The organism is Azospirillum largimobile (assembly GCF_977007025.2).
In genome coordinates this window covers 481,919-497,500 of record NZ_CDRMUA020000004.1, presented here as the reverse complement: position 1 = coordinate 497,500, position 15,582 = coordinate 481,919, and the positions used below count along the sequence as shown (strand labels likewise).

The window sequence follows — 15,582 nt, the reverse complement described above, 5'->3', positions numbered from 1 at the left end:
AGAGGCGATGAAGGACGTAGCACGTTGCGATAAGTCACGGGGAGCCGCGAGCAGGCTTTGATCCGTGAATTTCCGAATGGGGAAACCCACCGCTTAACGCGGTATCCCATGCTGAATCCATAGGCATGGGAAGCGAACCCGGCGAACTGAAACATCTAAGTAGCCGGAGGAAAGGACATCAACCGAGACTCCGCTAGTAGTGGCGAGCGAACGCGGACCAGGCCAGTCATTCGATCTACATAACCGGAACCGTCTGGAAAGTCGGGCCATAGCGGGTGATAGCCCCGTACGGATAAACCGGATCGGATGCTCGAGTAGGGCGGGGCACGTGAAACCCTGTCTGAACATGGGGGGACCACCCTCCAAGCCTAAGTACTCCTCAGTGACCGATAGTGCACCAGTACCGTGAGGGAAAGGTGAAAAGCACCCCGACAAGGGGAGTGAAACAGTTCCTGAAACCGGATGCCTACAAGCAGTCGGAGCCTCTTCATGGGGTGACGGCGTACCTTTTGTATAATGGGTCAGCGACTTAGAGTATGCAGCGAGCTTAAGCCGGTAGGTGGAGGCGCAGCGAAAGCGAGTCTGAATAGGGCGACCGAGTTGCATGCTTTAGACCCGAAACCTGATGATCTAGCCATGGGCAGGTTGAAGGTGCGGTAACACGCACTGGAGGACCGAACTCACGCCTGTTGAAAAAGTCGGAGATGACCTGTGGCTAGGGGTGAAAGGCCAATCAAATCAGGAAATAGCTGGTTCTCCGCGAAAGCTATTTAGGTAGCGCGTCGGATATCACCTGCGGGGGTAGAGCACTGGATGGGCTAGGGGGGCGCGAGCCTTACCAAACCTAACCAAACTCCGAATACCGCAGAGTGCAGTCCGGCAGACAGACGGTGGGTGCTAAGGTCCATCGTCGAGAGGGAAACAGCCCAGACCGCCAGCTAAGGTCCCCAAATCACGGCTAAGTGGGAAAGGATGTGGGAAGGCCATGACAACCAGGAGGTTGGCTTAGAAGCAGCCATCCTTTAAAGAAAGCGTAATAGCTCACTGGTCTAGTTAAGCCGGCCTGCGCCGAAAATGTATCGGGGCTCAAGCCGTGTACCGAAGCTGCGGATGTGATCTCATGATCACGTGGTAGCGGAGCGTTCCGTAAGCCTGCGAAGGGTGTCCGTGAGGCCGCCTGGAGGTATCGGAAGTGAGAATGCTGACATGAGTAGCGACAAACAGTGTGAGAAACACTGTCGCCGAAAGTCCAAGGGTTCCTGCGCAAGGTTAATCCACGCAGGGTGAGCCGGCCCCTAAGGCGAGGCCGAAAGGCGTAGTCGATGGGAACCACGTTAATAATCGTGGGCCTGGCGGAGGTGACGGATGGGAAAGCGTGTATGTCCTTATCGGATTGGACATGCTGTGGACCCGTTCCAGGAAATAGCCCCGCCGTATAGACCGTACCCCAAACCGACACAGGTGGACTGGTAGAGTATACCCAGGCGCTTGAGAGAATGGTGTTGAAGGAACTCGGCAAATTGCCCTCGTAACTTCGGAAGAAGAGGGCCCCGTTGTGGCGCAAGCCATGGCGGGGGGCACAGACCAGGGGGTAGCGACTGTTTACTAAAAACACAGGGCTCTGCGAAGCCACACAAGGCGACGTATAGGGTCTGACGCCTGCCCGGTGCCGGAAGGTTAAGAGGAGAGGTGCAAGCCTTGAATTGAAGCCCCGGTAAACGGCGGCCGTAACTATAACGGTCCTAAGGTAGCGAAATTCCTTGTCGGGTAAGTTCCGACCTGCACGAATGGCGTAACGACTTCCCCGCTGTCTCCAACACCAACTCAGCGAAATTGAACTCTCCGTGAAGATGCGGAGTTCCCGCGGTCAGACGGAAAGACCCCGTGCACCTTTACTACAGCTTTGCAGTGGTGCTAGGGACTTCATGTGTAGGATAGGTGGGAGGCTTGGAAGCCTGGGCGCCAGCCCGGGTGGAGCCAACCTTGAAATACCACCCTTGAAGTCTCTGGCATCTAACCGTGGCCCGTGATCCGGGTCCGGGACCCTGCATGGCGGGTAGTTTGACTGGGGCGGTCGCCTCCCAAAGTGTAACGGAGGCGCGCGATGGTGGGCTCAGAGCGGTCGGAAATCGCTCGTCGAGTGCAATGGCATAAGCCCGCCTGACTGCAAGACTGACAAGTCGAGCAGAGACGAAAGTCGGCCATAGTGATCCGGTGGCTCCACGTGGACGGGCCATCGCTCAACGGATAAAAGGTACGCCGGGGATAACAGGCTGATGACTCCCAAGAGTCCATATCGACGGAGTCGTTTGGCACCTCGATGTCGGCTCATCACATCCTGGGGCTGGAGCAGGTCCCAAGGGTTCGGCTGTTCGCCGATTAAAGTGGTACGTGAGCTGGGTTTAGAACGTCGTGAGACAGTTCGGTCCCTATCTGCCGTGGGTGTCGGAGTTTTGCGAGGATCTGTCCCTAGTACGAGAGGACCGGGATGGACATACCTCTGGTGCACCGGTTGTCACGCCAGTGGCATGGCCGGGTAGCTAAGTATGGACGGGATAACCGCTGAAAGCATCTAAGCGGGAAACCCACCTCTAAACCAGAGCTCCCTTGAGAGCCGTGACAGACCATCACGTCGATAGGAGGCATGTGGACGGGCAGCAATGCCTGAAGCTAAGCCTTACTAATCGCTCGATCGGCTTGATCTCGACCCCACAAACCGCGCCATGCGCAGCAGCAAGCCTGTTCCACAGGCCCTGCTTGACGCAAGCCCGCCAGTTCGATACATCCTCACCTCACTTGCACTGAACAGCGATACGCTTCGGATAAGCGTCGGTCTTGAGCCTTGGTGACCTGGTGGTCATGGCGAGGTGTCAAACACCCGATCCCATCCCGAACTCGGCCGTGAAAAGCCTCCGCGCCAATGGTACTGCGTCTTAAGACGTGGGAGAGTAGGTCGCCGCCAGGTCACTCAGGCTCAAGAGACGCCAAACCAAAGCAAACACGCTGGCATCGTCACGAACATCAGAAACGCCCCGGCTCTCACCAGCCGGGGCGTTTTGCTGTTGGCGCTTTTTGCTGTTGGCTTACCGGCGTTGGCGCAACTGCCGTACCGCCAGCGCTTCGGGAACGCTCCCGGGTGTCGCTGGGTTACCTCGGGGCGACACCAACTGACGGACCTTCGATGACCCTGCAGCAGTTCATGGCCTTTGCGTTGGTGGGCATCGTGGTGGCGATGCTGGTCTGGAACAAGTTGCGCTTCGACGTGGTGGCGGTGCTGGCCCTGCTGGCCGGCGTATTCCTGGGACTGATCCCGGCGAAGGACGCCTTTTCCGGCTTTGCCGACGATATCGTCATCATCATCGCCTCCGCCCTCATCGTCAGCGCCGGGATCGCCCGGTCGGGCGTGATCGACGCGCTGGTCCGCCCGGTGGCAGCAAAGCTGAACACGCCGACGCGCCAGATCGCCTTCCTATCCGGATCGGTGGCCTTCATGTCGGCCCTGATGAAGAACATCGGCGCGCTTGCCATTTTCCTGCCGATCACCATGCAGTTGGCGCGGCGGCACCGCACCGGGGCGCATCGCGTGCTGATGCCGATGGCGTTCGCCTCTCTGATGGGGGGGCTGATGACGCTGGTCGGCACCTCGCCCAACATCATCGTGTCCCGCGTGCGGGAGGAAATCCTCGGTAAGCCCTTCGCCATGTTCGATTACCTGCCGGTCGGGCTTGGGATCACGTTGGCCGGTCTGGCCTTCCTGATGTTCGGCTGGCGCCTGCTGCCCCAGGACCGCAGCGGTGCGCGCTCGGCCGAAGAGACCTTCGCCATCGAGAATTACGCCAGCGAGATGAGGCTGCCGGCGGCGTCGGCCTTCGTCGGCCGCACTGTCCGCGACATCGAGGCCCTGGCGGAGGGTGAGGCGCAGGTGATCGGCCTGATCCGCGAACGCTTTCGCCGTTACGTGCCGGACAAGCACTGGGTCCTGCTGGCCGACGACATCCTGGTGCTGGAGGGCGACGCGCCGGCCCTGCAGCGTCTGGTCCAGGCCGCCTCGCTGGAACCGCTGGGCGTGCTGGAGGGAGTGGATGGCGAACTGCTGGCGGTCGAGGCGGTGGTGACGCCGGACTCGCCGCTTGCCGGCCATTCCGACCGCCGTCTCGACCTGCGGCGGCGTTTCGGCCTCAGCCTGCTGGCGGTGAGCCGCGCCGGCGAGCGGATTGCCCAGCGCCTGCACCATGTGGTGTTCCGGGAGGGTGACCTGCTGCTGCTCCAGGTGCCGGCGGAGCGCTATCCCGACGCGCTCGCCGATGCCAACCTGATCCCGCTGGCGGAGCGTCGCCTGCAGTTGGGCCGGCGGCGGCCGATGTGGGTGCCGGTCGGGATCGTCATCATCACCATGCTGGTCGTCGGCTTCCATCTGGCCCCGCTGGCGGTCACCTTCCTGGCGGCGGCAACGGCGATGATCGTCACCGGAGTGCTCAGCGTCGAGGATGCCTATCACGCGGTGGAGTGGCCCATTATCATCCTGCTGGCCGCGCTGATCCCGGTCAGCGGCACGCTGGAGAGCACAGGGGCGACCCAGGTGATCTCCACCCTGCTGGCCGATGCCGCGCGCGGCCTGCCGGCGGTGGCCTGCGTCACGCTGGTCATGGCGGCGGCGATGGCGGTCACGCCTTTCCTCAACAATGCGGCGACCGTGCTGGTCATGGCACCCATCGGCGCCGGGGTGGCTCAGCAGCTGGGCCTCAGCCCCGATCCGTTCCTGATGGCGGTTGCCGTCGGTGCCGGCAGCGATTTCCTGACTCCCATCGGCCATCAGTGCAACACGCTGGTGATGGGCCCCGGCGGTTACCGGTTCAGCGACTATCCCCGGCTGGGGTTGCCCCTGTCACTGCTCATCCTGACGCTGGGCACTTGGCTGATCGTGATGGTCTGGCCGCTTGGGGGGTGAGGGAGGAACAACGGTCCCCGGCCGGATGTTGCCCATCGCCGCCCGCCCCATCGCCGACCCCCGACGCCAAGGGGCAGGCCCGACCAATGAGGAACACGACCGTGCTGGTTTCCGAGATCATGGCGAAAGCGCTGGAGTTCATCGCCCCCGACGCCACCGTACAGGAGGCTGCGACCCTGATGGGCGAACTGGATGTCGGCGCGCTGCCGGTCGGGTCGGCCGAGGACCTGCTGGGTATCCTGACCGACCGCGACATCCTGTTCCGCGTGGTGGCGGAGGGCGGCGACAGCACGCGGGTGCGGGTGCGCGAGGTGATGTCCAGTTCCGTCTTCAGCTGCCGCGACACCGACACGCTGGCGACGGCGATGGACATCATGGGCGCCTACCATGTGCGGCGCCTGCCGGTGCTGGACGAGGCGAAGCAGGTCGTCGGCTGGCTGACGCTGAGCGACGTGTCGCGCCGGCTGCTGCTGGAAACCAACACGATCCGGAACGCGCTGGGCGAACTCAGCGCCAGCGGCCAGGACGTTTGATGGCAGGACGTCTGATGGGGGCGGCTACAGCCGCAGCCCCATCTGCCTGTTCAGCCGCACCACCAGATCGGCGGGAAGGCCGAGGCGCTGGGCGAGGTAGCGCAGATAGGAGCGGTTGATCGGCGCGTTCTTGTCGACCGCGGCCAGGGAGACCGCGTAGAAGCGGGCGGCCAGGCGCGGACTGTCGACCTGCCGGACCAGCTCTTCAAGGCACTGCGGTTCTTCCAACGAACTCTCAAGCGCGCGCTGGTCCTCCTCGTCGAGGGGACTGCTGCGGAGCTTGCCCCTGATCCGACCGAGTTCCATGCCGTCCAACTTGCCATTCGCGTTGGCCGCGGCGGCCATGGCGCGGACCAGCAGGCGCGCCTCATCCGGACTGGCGGATCCAAGATCCGCAGGCGCGCGGTCGTGCAGCTGGTGGCGGTTGCGCAGATGGGCGTCCAGGATCTGCCGGGCCAGCATCTCGTGCAGCACCGGCTGGTGGCCCAGGCGTGACCCCAGCGGGCTGGCGTCCGCTTCCGGCTCGCTGGTGGGAATGGCGGTGGGAATGACAGGCGGAATGGCGGGAGGAGACTCCGGCGAGCCGCCGAACAGGCGCTTCAGCAGGCTGGGTTTCTGAAGATCCTTCATCAGGGGGTTCCCCCGTCGGCCCCGGCCGGCCGCTGCATCGCATTGTCGATCTGCGTCAGCAGGCGGGAGAAGTCGACGGGCTTGGGGTGGTAATCGTCGCAGCCCGCCTGCAGCGTTTTCTCACGGTCACCGGACATGGCGTGGGCGGTCAGGGCGATGATCGGGATCGCGGCCGTCTCTTCGCCCGCCTTCAGTTCGCGGGCGGCGGTCCAGCCGTCGATGACCGGTAGGTTCATGTCGAGCAGGATAACGTCCGGCCGCTCGCTGCGCGCCATCTCCACCCCCTGGCGCCCGTCGAAGGCGAGCACCACGTCGAACCCCCGCCGTTTCAGGCGACGTGACAGGAAATCCCAGATTTCCTCATGGTCTTCGACCAGCAGCAGCTTAGCCATCGGTTCCTCCCGTTCCTCCCGTCGCGCGGGCGGCATCCCCCACTTTGCCGGAGGCCGGCCGCAGGCGCGCGATCGCGTCCTTCAGCTCTTCGATCATTTCCGCCGATCCGTCCTCCGTCACCGGGATGATGTCGCGGACACGGCCACGCAACTCCTCGGCCTCGTTGCGGCCGATCGCCTGGGGGGCCATGACGATGACGGGGATGCCGCTCGAATCCAGGTCGCGGCTCAATGCCTTGAGGAAGGCGAGCCCGTCCATGCCGTCCATGAAAGGGTCCAGCAGGATCACGGTGGGCCGGACGGTGGCAAGCTGGCGGAACGCCTCCTCCTCCGTATCGGCCTCCCGGACGTCCCAGCCGTCGCGACCCAGCTCAGCCCCCAGGAGGGCGCGGGTCTCGTCGGCCTCCATCAGCACAAGCGCGGTGCCCGGAGCCTGTCCGCTGAGGCCGTTCAGCACGCGGTGCAGGCGCTGCCAGTCCACCGGCTTGGTGAAGTAGTCGGCGGCGCCCAACGACAGCGCCAGCCCCTTTTCCCGGCGGGAAGAGATGATGATGACGGGGATGTCGGCCAGGTCGGGTTCCGCCTTCAGCAGCGACAGCACCGACCAGCCGTCGGTCCGCGGCATCATCACGTCGAGCAGGATGGCACGCGGCCGGATTTGCCGGGCAATCGACAAGCCGGTCTGGCCGTCCGCCGCCAGCGCCACGACGAAGCCTTCGCGGTGCAGGAAGCGGGCGAGCAGCTCGCGCATCGCCTGTTCGTCGTCGATGATCAGGATCGTCTCGCGGGCGGAAGGCGCGGGTGTGCCCTCGTCAACCGTTACCGGTGAAGGATCGGAGTGGCGGTGCGCCTGACCGTGCCGCAGGTCGGCGGGCAGCCGCAGGATGAAGCTGGTGCCCTTGCCGGATGCGGTTTCGACCGCGATCTCTCCGCCCAGCATCTCCGCGAAGGCCTTGGTGATCGCCAGCCCCAGACCGGTCCCGCCGAAGCGGCGCGTGGTCGAGCTATCGGCCTGCATGAAGCGTTCGAACAGCCGCCGGACCTGCTCCGGCGACATGCCGATGCCGGTATCGGTGACCCGGAAGATCACCATGTCCCCCGCTGCCGCGCCGATGTCTGCCGCTCCGGTGTCTGCCGCGCTGGTATCTGCCGCGCTGGTATCTGCCGCGATGCGCTCGACCGACAGGGTGACGGTGCCGTTCTCGGTGAACTTGGCGGCGTTGCTCAGCAGGTTGAACAGGCACTGCCTAACCTTGACCACGTCGGTGTGCATGCGGCCCAGCCCGTCCGCCACCTCCACGGCCAGCCGGTTGCCCTTCTTCGACACCAGGGCCTCGACCGTCGCGGCGACCTCGCGGGTCAGCTCGGCAATGCCGGCGTCCTCGCCATGCACCTCCATCTTGCCGGCCTCGATCTTCGAGATGTCGAGGACGCCGTTGATGAGGTTCAGCAGGTGCCGGGCATTGGCCTCGATCTTCTCCAGGTCGGGCAGCATGCTGTCGACGCCGAGGTCGGCCAGCTCCTCCTCCAGCATCTCGGTGTAGCCGATGACGGCGCTCAAGGGCGTGCGCAGCTCGTGGCTCATGTTGGCGATGAACAGGCTCTTGGCCCGGTTGGCCTCCTCCGCGGCGAGGCGGGCGGCCTCAAGCTCCTCCTCCGCCCGCTTGCGGGTGCTGATGTCCTGCATCGCGCCGATCATGCGCAGCGGCTGTCCGACGGCGTTGCGCAGGACGAAGCCGCGGTCGAGGATGCTGGCATAGCTGCCGTCGGCACGGCGGAAGCGGTATTCGTCGTTCCAGCGGGTGCCGCCGCCGTCGATCACCGCATGGATGCCGGTCACCACATGGTCCTGGTCGTCGGGGTGGATGTGATCCATCCACCAGGCGGCGGCGGTCTCCGTGGCATCCTCGCCATAGCCGAAGAGGGTGCGCACCGCCTCGTTCCAGTGGATGCGGTCCGATGACAGGTTCCAGTCCCAGATGGCGTCGTTGGTCGCCCGCGCCGCCAGCCGGTAACGCTCCTCCGTCTCGCGCAACGCCTCCTCGGCGCGGCGGCGGGTGGTGATGTCGGTGTGGACGCCGACCCATTCCTGCACGGCGCCGTTGCCGTCCAGAAGCGGGACGGCGCGGACCAGCATGTCGCGGTAGACGCCGTCGTGACGGCGGAGCCGGTGTTCGGCCTTGTAGACCGTCCGTCCCGTCCGGGCCGCGCGCCAGGCCTCCGCCGTGTGGGGGCGGTCGTCGGGGTGGATCGCGTCGATCCAGCCGGTACCCTTCAACTCTTCGAAACTCTGGCCGGTGAAGGCGCTCCAGCTCGGCTGCGGAGCGGTGAAGCGTCCGGTCTCCGACGTGCTCCAGACGATGGCGGCGGTGGCCTCCACCAGCGAGCGGAACCGCTCCTCGCTGACGCGCAGACGGTCTTCCGCCCGCTTGCGGTCGGTGGTGTCCCAGGTGACGCCGATCAGGCTCAGGCTGCGTTCGGGCGTGCTGTCGGTCACGATGCCGCGGGCCACGGCCCAGCGGACCTCGCCCGAGGGCAGGAGGATGCGGAACTCGGCGTCATATTCGCCGCGTTCCCGCCGGGCGGTCTCGATGATCCGCCGGATGCGGGGCTGGTCGTCGGGGTGCACGCGGCCGGTCACGTCCGATCCGCAGAGCGGGCGGTCGGGCGGGAACTCCGCCGTGAAGTCGAAGATCTCGCGCAGGCGGGCGTCTGCCTCTATCCGGTCCTCGTCCAGGTTCCACGACCATGCGCCGATCCGTGCGGCGTTGAGCGCCAGTTGCAGCCGCCGCTCCGCCTCCATCACGCGGGCTTCGGCCCGGCGCTGCTCGGTCACGTCGGTATTGGTGCCCAGCCAGCGCAGGATCCGCCCATCGGGACCGCGCACCGGCACGGCACGGGACAGGAACCAGCGGTATTCGCCGTCGTGCCTGCGCAGGGGGAAGGTGTCCTCCCACGGCTCCTCCGCCCGGATGGCACGGAAGAAGCCGTCGGAGGCGCGGTCGACATGGTCGGGGTGGTGGACGATGCGCCAGTTCCAGCCCTCCGTCTCCCCTGGCTTGGTGCCGGTGAAGTCGTACCAGCGCCGATTGTACCAATAGATCGCGCCGCCCGCATCGGCCATCCAGGTCAGCTGCGGGATCAGGTCGGCGAGGCTGCGGAACTGCTGCTCGTTCTCGCGCAGCAGAGCCTCCGTCCGGTGGCGCTCCGCCGCGTCGCGGGCGCGGTCGATGGCTCCGCCGAGCAGGTTGGCGAAGCCCTGGAGGAAGGCGGCGTCGGCGGCGTCGAAGCGCCCCACCTGCCGGCTGTCGACCTCCAGCACGCCGAAGGGTTCGCCTTCGCCGCGGATGATCACGTTGATGGCGCTCTTCACCCCATGCTCGGCCAGGAGGGCCGGGCGTCGGAAGCGGGATTCGGTGCCGAGATCGTTGGAGATGACGGGCTCGCCGGTCTTCAGGGCGTATCCGGCGGGGGACGCAAGGTCGGCACCGACCGTCCGGCTTCCGACGACGCCGGGGTTCCAGCCGACGCCCGCGCGGACGAGCAGGCGGTCTTCGACCGTCCCGTCGCCATCACTGTCCCGCACCCATTCCAGGGCCTTGCACAGTTCCGTTCCCAGCCCTTCGGTACACAGGCGCGTGGCCTCCTGCAGCAGCGTGCCGATGTCCGTGCTCTTCAGGGCGGCCATGCCGAAGCGGGCCAGCAGATCGTGCTGCCTTTCCCTGCGGGCCAAATCTTCGGCGAGCCGGCCGGCATCGGATGTGTGGTGCAGGGAGGTGTCGGTGAGGGAGATCGGAGCGGAGGGCATGAACCGTGGCGGCCGGGGAAGGGTACGCAGACAAGAACAGCGCTCGGCACCATTCGTTCGCAACGGCGTGATGGGTACCGCTCCCGCCCCCGGATGGGGACGGCGGCCGATGTCCCGATGGAACGGACCGGTACTCTCCCTTTGCGATACGACCAGTGAACGGATGCGCAATCGGCGAAAGGGACTGTTGAGGAATAGGGCTGGCCTCTCTTGGCCCGGTCATCACCGATCTTCCAAGCCCGTCACCTGTTCTGGCCCGTCACCTGTCCCGGAGTGTTCATCGAATGGCCCGTGTCACCGTCGAGGATTGCGTCCTTCTGGTCCCCAACCGTTTCGATCTGGTCATGGTGGCGGCTCAGCGGGCCCGTCAGCTCGCCAGCGGAGCGCCGCTGGCGATCGACCGGGACAACGACAAGAACCCGGTGGTCGCCCTGCGCGAAATCGCGGAGGAGAGGCTGTCGCTGCCCGAGTTGCGCGAGACCCTGATCCGCGGCCACCAGAAGTCGATCGAGGCCGACGAGCCCGAAGAGGAGATCGCCGAACTGATGGCGGATGAGAACAACTGGATGCACACCACCGACAACTCGCTCGCCGACGAGGATTCCATGAGCGACGCGGAGGAGGACATCACCGAGGACGACGACATCGCCTCCGAAATGGACCGCAATCCGGGCGCCGCCTTCGACATGACCGAGGATGACGTGGTCGGCAACGATGCCGACGGCGATGTCGGCCCCTGACGATGCAACCGGGACCCGCGAAACAGTCGATCCAGGGAGGAGAGACCGGATGAGGGGACTTTTCACCACCACCCTATCCGCCATGGCCTTGTCCGCCGTCGCATTGTCGGCCGTGGCGGTCGGCGCCGGCGTCGTTGGGAAGCGGGGGAAGCGTCCGGCGGCCAGACGGGCACATCCTCCGGCTCCTCCGGCACCCGCTCCCCCGGCGGAGGCGCTGGACCGAGCGATGCGGGACGTCGTCGCCTATGGTCTGCTGCCGGCGGGGGCGCTGGCGGGGTTCGCGGACTGGCTGGTCCACCGCAGGATGGACATTCAGCACACGGCCGGGGCTAAGGAATCGCTGATGCACATCGTGATGTCCGGACAGGCGGCGATGCCCGGCCTGGCGCTGCTTCTGCTGGAGACCAACCCGCGCAGCCTGGCACTGATGGCCGCCGGCCTGCTGTCGCACGAGGCGACCATGATGGCGGATCTGCGCTACGCCATCGCGCGGCGGCCGGTCCCGCCGGTCGAGCAGAAGCTGCACGGCATCCAGAACATGGTCCCGGCCGTGCCCCTCGCCATGGCCGCCGCCAGCTACCTCGCGCGACGCCGCGAGGGGATGGAGACGGAGCCGGCGCTCCGCTTCCGCCGCGACATTCCCCCCGCCCATCTTGCCGTCATCGCTGCAGCCATGCTGGTGGACGGCGCCGCCTATGCGGTGGAGCTCGCGGAGGGACTGCGGGAGAATGGCGGGCGGCTGGTGCCGGACCGGCCGGGGAAGCCGGTCAGGGTGGCTGCGGCTCAGGATTTGTGAGCCCTCTCCCCCCGGCTTTCCATGCCGTTTCATGCAGGCCGTCTTACCGGTTGGCACGCACCGCCGACAGCAGGCGTGGGATGTGGCGAGCGAGTCCGATGGCGATGCCGGCACCGTGCAGCATCGCGGTCGACAGCAGGAATCCCAGGCTGTAGAGGACCGGATCGGCCGCCTGCGGCATCTCGGCGCCGTGGGCATGGCCGTGAAGGACGGCGAAGGCACCGACCAGCATCATACCGGCCGCCACCGGCACCCGCTTGTTCAGCAGCACGAGCAGGCCCAGCACCGCGACCGAGGCGGCGATCCCGGCCTCCACCGCCGGCAACTCGACACCGGTCATGCCGAGGAGGGCGCCCCCCGCCAGCATGGTGATGAAGGACGCCGGCAGCAGCCAGATCGCCCGGCCGCCATTCTGCGCCGCCCAGATACCGACGGCGATCATCGCCAGCAGATGGTCGATGCCGTTCAGCGGGTGGAGCAGCCCTTCCTGGAACATCGCGTGTCCGGCGTGGCCGGTGTGGGCAAGTGCCGGAAGGGCGAGCGCCACCGTGAGAAGGCCGGCGAGGCCGGCGGAAAGCAACCTGTTCATTGCTAAAGAACTCCTGTGAATGCCGGCTGTTCTCATTGCCGGCTGTGCTCTTTGCCGACTGTGCTCATTGCCGGGATCAGCCGATCAGGGAGGCCTTCAGATGGCCCCGTCCGTCCTCCGCCTCGTCCAACTGGCGAAGCATGTCGAGGGTTGTCAGCGCGTCGGCCTCCGTGATCCGGGACAGGGCGAAGCCGAGATGGACGAGCACCCAGTCGCCGATCCAGGCGGCTGGCGGCTCATCCGGGCCGGCGAGGCAGGAGAGGTTCACCTCCCGCTCCTCGCCCAGCATCTCGGCCAGGACGGTCATCCGTCCGGCATCGGCGACGGCGAGGATGCGGGCCGGGACACCAAGGCACATGGCGGGGCTCCTTCGTCGCGGCGGTCAGGCTACTTCCAGTTCGACAAGGGTCAGGTCGTCACCGCCGCGCGGGCTGAGGCGCTGACTGCCGCAGGTCGGGCAGGGGGCGAGCCGTGACGGCACCTCCCGCTCGCAAGCGCAGTCGTCGCACCAGACGAGACCCGGCGGCTGGACGATGTCGACCGCCGCCCCATCGGCCAGCGTGTCGCGACGGACCACATCGAAAGCGAAGCGCAGAGCGTCCGGATCGACGCAGGCGAATTGCCCCACCGCCAGCCGAATGCGGGTTACGCGCCGGAAGGCGTGCCGACGGGATTCCTCCCGCAGCAAATCCAGCAGCCGTTCGCACAATGATAGCTCATGCATCTTCCGTCTCCGCCTCGTGGAAAATATCACCACAGGCGAAGTATGGCAAATCGTAAAACGGAAGATATACATGAAATTATGTAATCGCTCTTGGATGATAAGTATATTCTATCACCCGATAAGCTGATTTTATTTTGAGATAGTTCGGTAAATATTGGCGATGGGCCGTAATGCCGCATGTCGTTCCGCCGCGCACCGGTGCAAGATCGTGGGGCGAGCGCCGGCCTGATCATGGCGCCGGGACCAATGCTCCAGCTTCGGCGTTATAACGGTACGCTGTGGCGGACCGTTCGGCCGGCGCTCGTCCTCACCCCGCCTTTCATCGCAGCCAGGGGCTCTGCCACATCATGGATCACGCCACCGCCTGCGCGGCCCCGACCTCCGCGCCGCTTTCCCTGGCGCAGCCGCTGTCGCGTCATGGCATCCGGCTGGTGCCGGCGACCGTCTGCACCGGATCGGATACCGACGACCGCGAAGAGAAGATCATCGACGAGGTGCCGGTCGGGCTGGTCTATGCCGGCGACCTCTTCGCCGTCATGCTGGCGACCCCGACCGACCTGGAGGATTTCGCCACCGGCTTCTCGCTCAGCGAGGGGATCGTCGGCAGTGCCGACGAACTGGCGATCACCGCGATCGACGAGCTGACGGACGGCGTGCGCCTGCGCATGGAACTGCCGGTGGAGAGGCTTGCGGCCCTTCTGCGGCGCAAGCGCAACCTGATGGGCGGGTCCGGCTGCGGCCGTTGCGGCACCGACAGCTTTGCGGAAACGCTGCGGCCTCTCGATCCCGTCCGTTCCACCGCCCGCATTGCGCCCGACGCCATCCGTCGCGCCGTGGCGGCTTTGCCGTCGGGGCAGACCTTGAACCGGCAGACCGGCGCCGTCCATGCCGCCGGCTTCGCCCTTCCCGACGGGCAACTGGTCGCCGTGCGCGAGGATGTCGGCCGGCACAATGCGCTCGACAAGCTGATCGGCGCGCTGGCCCGCGCCGGCATCGACCCGACCGGCGGTTTCGTCGTGGTGTCGAGCCGCTGTTCCTTCGAGATGGTCCATAAGACCGCCGCCGCCGGCATCCCGCTGATCGCGGCCATTTCCGCCCCGACATCGCTGTGCGTCGGCTTTGCCGAGACGGTCGGGGTGGGGGTGGTCGCCTATGTGCGCGACGGCCGATTCACCGTCTACGCCGTGCCCTCCCGCGTCGCCACGCTCGCATGAGCGCAAAATCCCGCGGGCCGGTTCATCGCCGGCCCGCGGGATTCGCGTGATCAGTGCGTCGCGGCAGGCCGCCCCATCACCGGCATCGCCTTGCGCGACGGCAGTGGGGTCAGGCCGCCCAGGCCCTTGCGGTAGATCAGCCAATACACGCCGCCGACGAACACCGACCCGCCGACGATGTTGCCCAGCGTGGCGAACAGCAGGTTGTGCAGGATGCCGCCCGCCGTGATCATAGACACGTCCATCCCGGCCGGCACATGGCCCGTGATCTTCAAGACATAGGCCAGCGGCAGGAAATACAGGTTGGCGATGCAATGCTCGAACCCGGCGGCGACGAAGGCGGCGACGGGCAGCGTCAGCGCCACGATCTTGTCGGTCACCGTGCGGCCGGCATAGGCGAGCCAGACCGCCAGGCAGACCAGCAGGTTGCACATGATGCCCTTGAAGAAGATCGTCACCGCGTCGGGTGCGATCTTGCCGACGGCGAGCTTCAGGACGGCGCCGCCGACCGCGCCGTTGTTCATCTCGGCGTGGTGCGACATGAAGATCAGGAAGACGAGGCCCAGCGCGCCGACCGCGTTGCCGATCCAGATCGTCGCCCAGTTGCGCAGGACCTGCGCCGTGCTGATCTGGCCGTTCGCCCGCGCCATCACGATCAGGCAGTTGCCGGTGAACAGCTCCGCCCCGCCGACCATGACCAGCGACAGGCCGAGCGAGAAGACCAGCCCGCCCAGCAGCCTCTGGACCGCGAAGCTGAGGGCGGGATCGGCCAGCACGATGACGAAGAACATGCCGCCCAGCCCGATGCCGCCGCCGGCGACCACCGCCAGCATGAAGCTGGGCAGGAAGGGCATCGTCGCCTTCTTCACGCCGAGCTTTTCCACCTTGTCCTGAATCTCGGCAGGCGAATAGGCGTCCATGCCGAGCACCATCGAATCTTTAGATGCAGGATCCGTTGCCATGACGGGGTCCTCCGCTTGTGTGGAGTTGTTCCGGACACGGTCTGTCCCGGCACCCGCCGACGGATGCGCAACGGTTCGTCGGCCAGGGGGAGGGGCGACCGGCAATTCAGCGCCGATCGGTGACGCCGTCGGCGTCTTGGTGTCGAACGTATGGGGCTGGCGACAAGCCTTCTGCCGTTGTCCCCGCCAGTTCGGCCGGAGCCCTTCCTTCGCCATTCCGACCGTCATTCCCGCGAAGGCGCTACA

12 protein-coding genes and 2 rRNA genes (1 of these 14 running past the window's edge) are annotated in these 15,582 nt (G+C 66.0%); 7 read left to right on the top strand and 7 right to left on the bottom strand.

Features of this window, described 5'->3' with window-relative positions; genetic code table 11:
* The 4 genes from ACWPKK_RS23770 to ACWPKK_RS23755 form a co-directional block, all read left to right on the top strand.
* A 23S ribosomal RNA gene (locus ACWPKK_RS23770) occupies window positions 1-2,705 on the top strand (it extends 42 nt beyond the left edge of the window).
* Window positions 2,706-2,849: 144 nt separating this feature from the next.
* Window positions 2,850-2,965 (top strand): 5S ribosomal RNA (gene rrf, locus ACWPKK_RS23765).
* Window positions 2,966-3,181: 216 nt separating this feature from the next.
* The gene (locus ACWPKK_RS23760; protein WP_324870302.1) at window positions 3,182-4,948 is read left to right on the top strand and encodes an SLC13 family permease; all 1,767 of its coding nucleotides are present in this window, start codon (window positions 3,182-3,184) and stop codon (window positions 4,946-4,948) included.
* A gap of 86 nt (window positions 4,949-5,034) precedes the next feature.
* Complete coding sequence (locus ACWPKK_RS23755; RefSeq protein WP_324870303.1) at window positions 5,035-5,481, top strand: CBS domain-containing protein; 447 nt, start codon at window positions 5,035-5,037, stop codon at window positions 5,479-5,481.
* A gap of 24 nt (window positions 5,482-5,505) precedes the next feature.
* Here ACWPKK_RS23755 and ACWPKK_RS23750 read toward each other — a convergent pair whose 3' ends face one another.
* From ACWPKK_RS23750 to ACWPKK_RS23740, 3 genes are read right to left on the bottom strand one after another with little or no spacing between them, the layout of a single operon-like run.
* Window positions 5,506-6,111, bottom strand: coding sequence for a DUF533 domain-containing protein (locus ACWPKK_RS23750; RefSeq protein ID WP_452009199.1), 606 nt, complete (start codon window positions 6,109-6,111; stop codon window positions 5,506-5,508).
* Entirely contained in the window at window positions 6,111-6,503 is a 393-nt protein-coding gene (locus tag ACWPKK_RS23745) for a response regulator (RefSeq protein ID WP_452009197.1), read from the bottom strand. The genes ACWPKK_RS23750 and ACWPKK_RS23745 overlap by 1 nt, the downstream gene beginning before the upstream one ends.
* Window positions 6,496-10,311, bottom strand: a complete 3,816-nt coding sequence (locus ACWPKK_RS23740) for a PAS domain-containing protein (protein WP_452009195.1) — start codon at window positions 10,309-10,311, stop codon at window positions 6,496-6,498. Before ACWPKK_RS23740 ends, ACWPKK_RS23745 begins: the two co-directional genes overlap by 8 nt.
* Window positions 10,312-10,595: 284 nt before the next feature.
* On the opposite strand from ACWPKK_RS23740, the gene rpoZ reads away from it, so the two are divergent.
* The gene (rpoZ, locus tag ACWPKK_RS23735; RefSeq protein WP_452009193.1) at window positions 10,596-11,051 is read left to right on the top strand and encodes a DNA-directed RNA polymerase subunit omega; all 456 of its coding nucleotides are present in this window, start codon (window positions 10,596-10,598) and stop codon (window positions 11,049-11,051) included.
* Window positions 11,052-11,100: 49 nt separating this feature from the next.
* Entirely contained in the window at window positions 11,101-11,847 is a 747-nt protein-coding gene (locus tag ACWPKK_RS23730; RefSeq protein ID WP_452009190.1) for a hypothetical protein, read from the top strand.
* A gap of 43 nt (window positions 11,848-11,890) precedes the next feature.
* Here ACWPKK_RS23730 and ACWPKK_RS23725 read toward each other — a convergent pair whose 3' ends face one another.
* The 3 genes from ACWPKK_RS23725 to hypA all read right to left on the bottom strand — a co-directional run bounded on the left by ACWPKK_RS23725 (window position 11,891) and on the right by hypA (window position 13,160).
* Complete coding sequence (locus ACWPKK_RS23725; protein ID WP_452009187.1) at window positions 11,891-12,436, bottom strand: HupE/UreJ family protein; 546 nt, start codon at window positions 12,434-12,436, stop codon at window positions 11,891-11,893.
* Window positions 12,437-12,512: 76 nt separating this feature from the next.
* The gene (locus ACWPKK_RS23720) at window positions 12,513-12,794 is read right to left on the bottom strand and encodes a HypC/HybG/HupF family hydrogenase formation chaperone (RefSeq protein ID WP_324870310.1); all 282 of its coding nucleotides are present in this window, start codon (window positions 12,792-12,794) and stop codon (window positions 12,513-12,515) included.
* Window positions 12,795-12,818: 24 nt separating this feature from the next.
* A complete protein-coding gene (hypA, locus tag ACWPKK_RS23715) occupies window positions 12,819-13,160 on the bottom strand; it encodes a hydrogenase maturation nickel metallochaperone HypA (protein WP_452009184.1) in 342 nt (113 codons plus the stop codon).
* Between the two features lie 347 nt (window positions 13,161-13,507).
* Between hypA and fdhD the strand changes: the two genes are divergently transcribed.
* Complete coding sequence (gene fdhD / locus ACWPKK_RS23710; RefSeq protein ID WP_452009182.1) at window positions 13,508-14,374, top strand: formate dehydrogenase accessory sulfurtransferase FdhD; 867 nt, start codon at window positions 13,508-13,510, stop codon at window positions 14,372-14,374.
* 50 nt (window positions 14,375-14,424) lie between these two features.
* Here the strand turns inward: fdhD and ACWPKK_RS23705 are convergent, their stop codons facing one another.
* On the bottom strand, window positions 14,425-15,336 hold the full coding sequence (locus tag ACWPKK_RS23705; protein ID WP_452009180.1) for a formate/nitrite transporter family protein: 912 nt from the start codon (window positions 15,334-15,336) through the stop codon (window positions 14,425-14,427).
* Window positions 15,337-15,582: the final 246 nt, after the last annotated feature.

What these genes read in the sequence shown, in the direction of transcription:
- ACWPKK_RS23760 (WP_324870302.1), top strand. Translation starts at nt 3,182, where the DNA reads ATGACCCTGCAGCAGTTCATGGCCTTTGCGTTGGTGGGCATCGTGGTG.
- ACWPKK_RS23755 (WP_324870303.1), top strand. Translation starts at nt 5,035, where the DNA reads ATGAGGAACACGACCGTGCTGGTTTCCGAGATCATGGCGAAAGCGCTG.
- ACWPKK_RS23750 (WP_452009199.1), bottom strand. Translation starts at nt 6,111, where the DNA reads ATGAAGGATCTTCAGAAACCCAGCCTGCTGAAGCGCCTGTTCGGCGGC.
- ACWPKK_RS23745 (WP_452009197.1), bottom strand. Translation starts at nt 6,503, where the DNA reads ATGGCTAAGCTGCTGCTGGTCGAAGACCATGAGGAAATCTGGGATTTC.
- ACWPKK_RS23740 (WP_452009195.1), bottom strand. Translation starts at nt 10,311, where the DNA reads ATGCCCTCCGCTCCGATCTCCCTCACCGACACCTCCCTGCACCACACA.
- rpoZ (WP_452009193.1), top strand. Translation starts at nt 10,596, where the DNA reads ATGGCCCGTGTCACCGTCGAGGATTGCGTCCTTCTGGTCCCCAACCGT.
- ACWPKK_RS23730 (WP_452009190.1), top strand. Translation starts at nt 11,101, where the DNA reads ATGAGGGGACTTTTCACCACCACCCTATCCGCCATGGCCTTGTCCGCC.
- ACWPKK_RS23725 (WP_452009187.1), bottom strand. Translation starts at nt 12,436, where the DNA reads ATGAACAGGTTGCTTTCCGCCGGCCTCGCCGGCCTTCTCACGGTGGCG.
- ACWPKK_RS23720 (WP_324870310.1), bottom strand. Translation starts at nt 12,794, where the DNA reads ATGTGCCTTGGTGTCCCGGCCCGCATCCTCGCCGTCGCCGATGCCGGA.
- hypA (WP_452009184.1), bottom strand. Translation starts at nt 13,160, where the DNA reads ATGCATGAGCTATCATTGTGCGAACGGCTGCTGGATTTGCTGCGGGAG.
- fdhD (WP_452009182.1), top strand. Translation starts at nt 13,508, where the DNA reads ATGGATCACGCCACCGCCTGCGCGGCCCCGACCTCCGCGCCGCTTTCC.
- ACWPKK_RS23705 (WP_452009180.1), bottom strand. Translation starts at nt 15,336, where the DNA reads ATGGCAACGGATCCTGCATCTAAAGATTCGATGGTGCTCGGCATGGAC.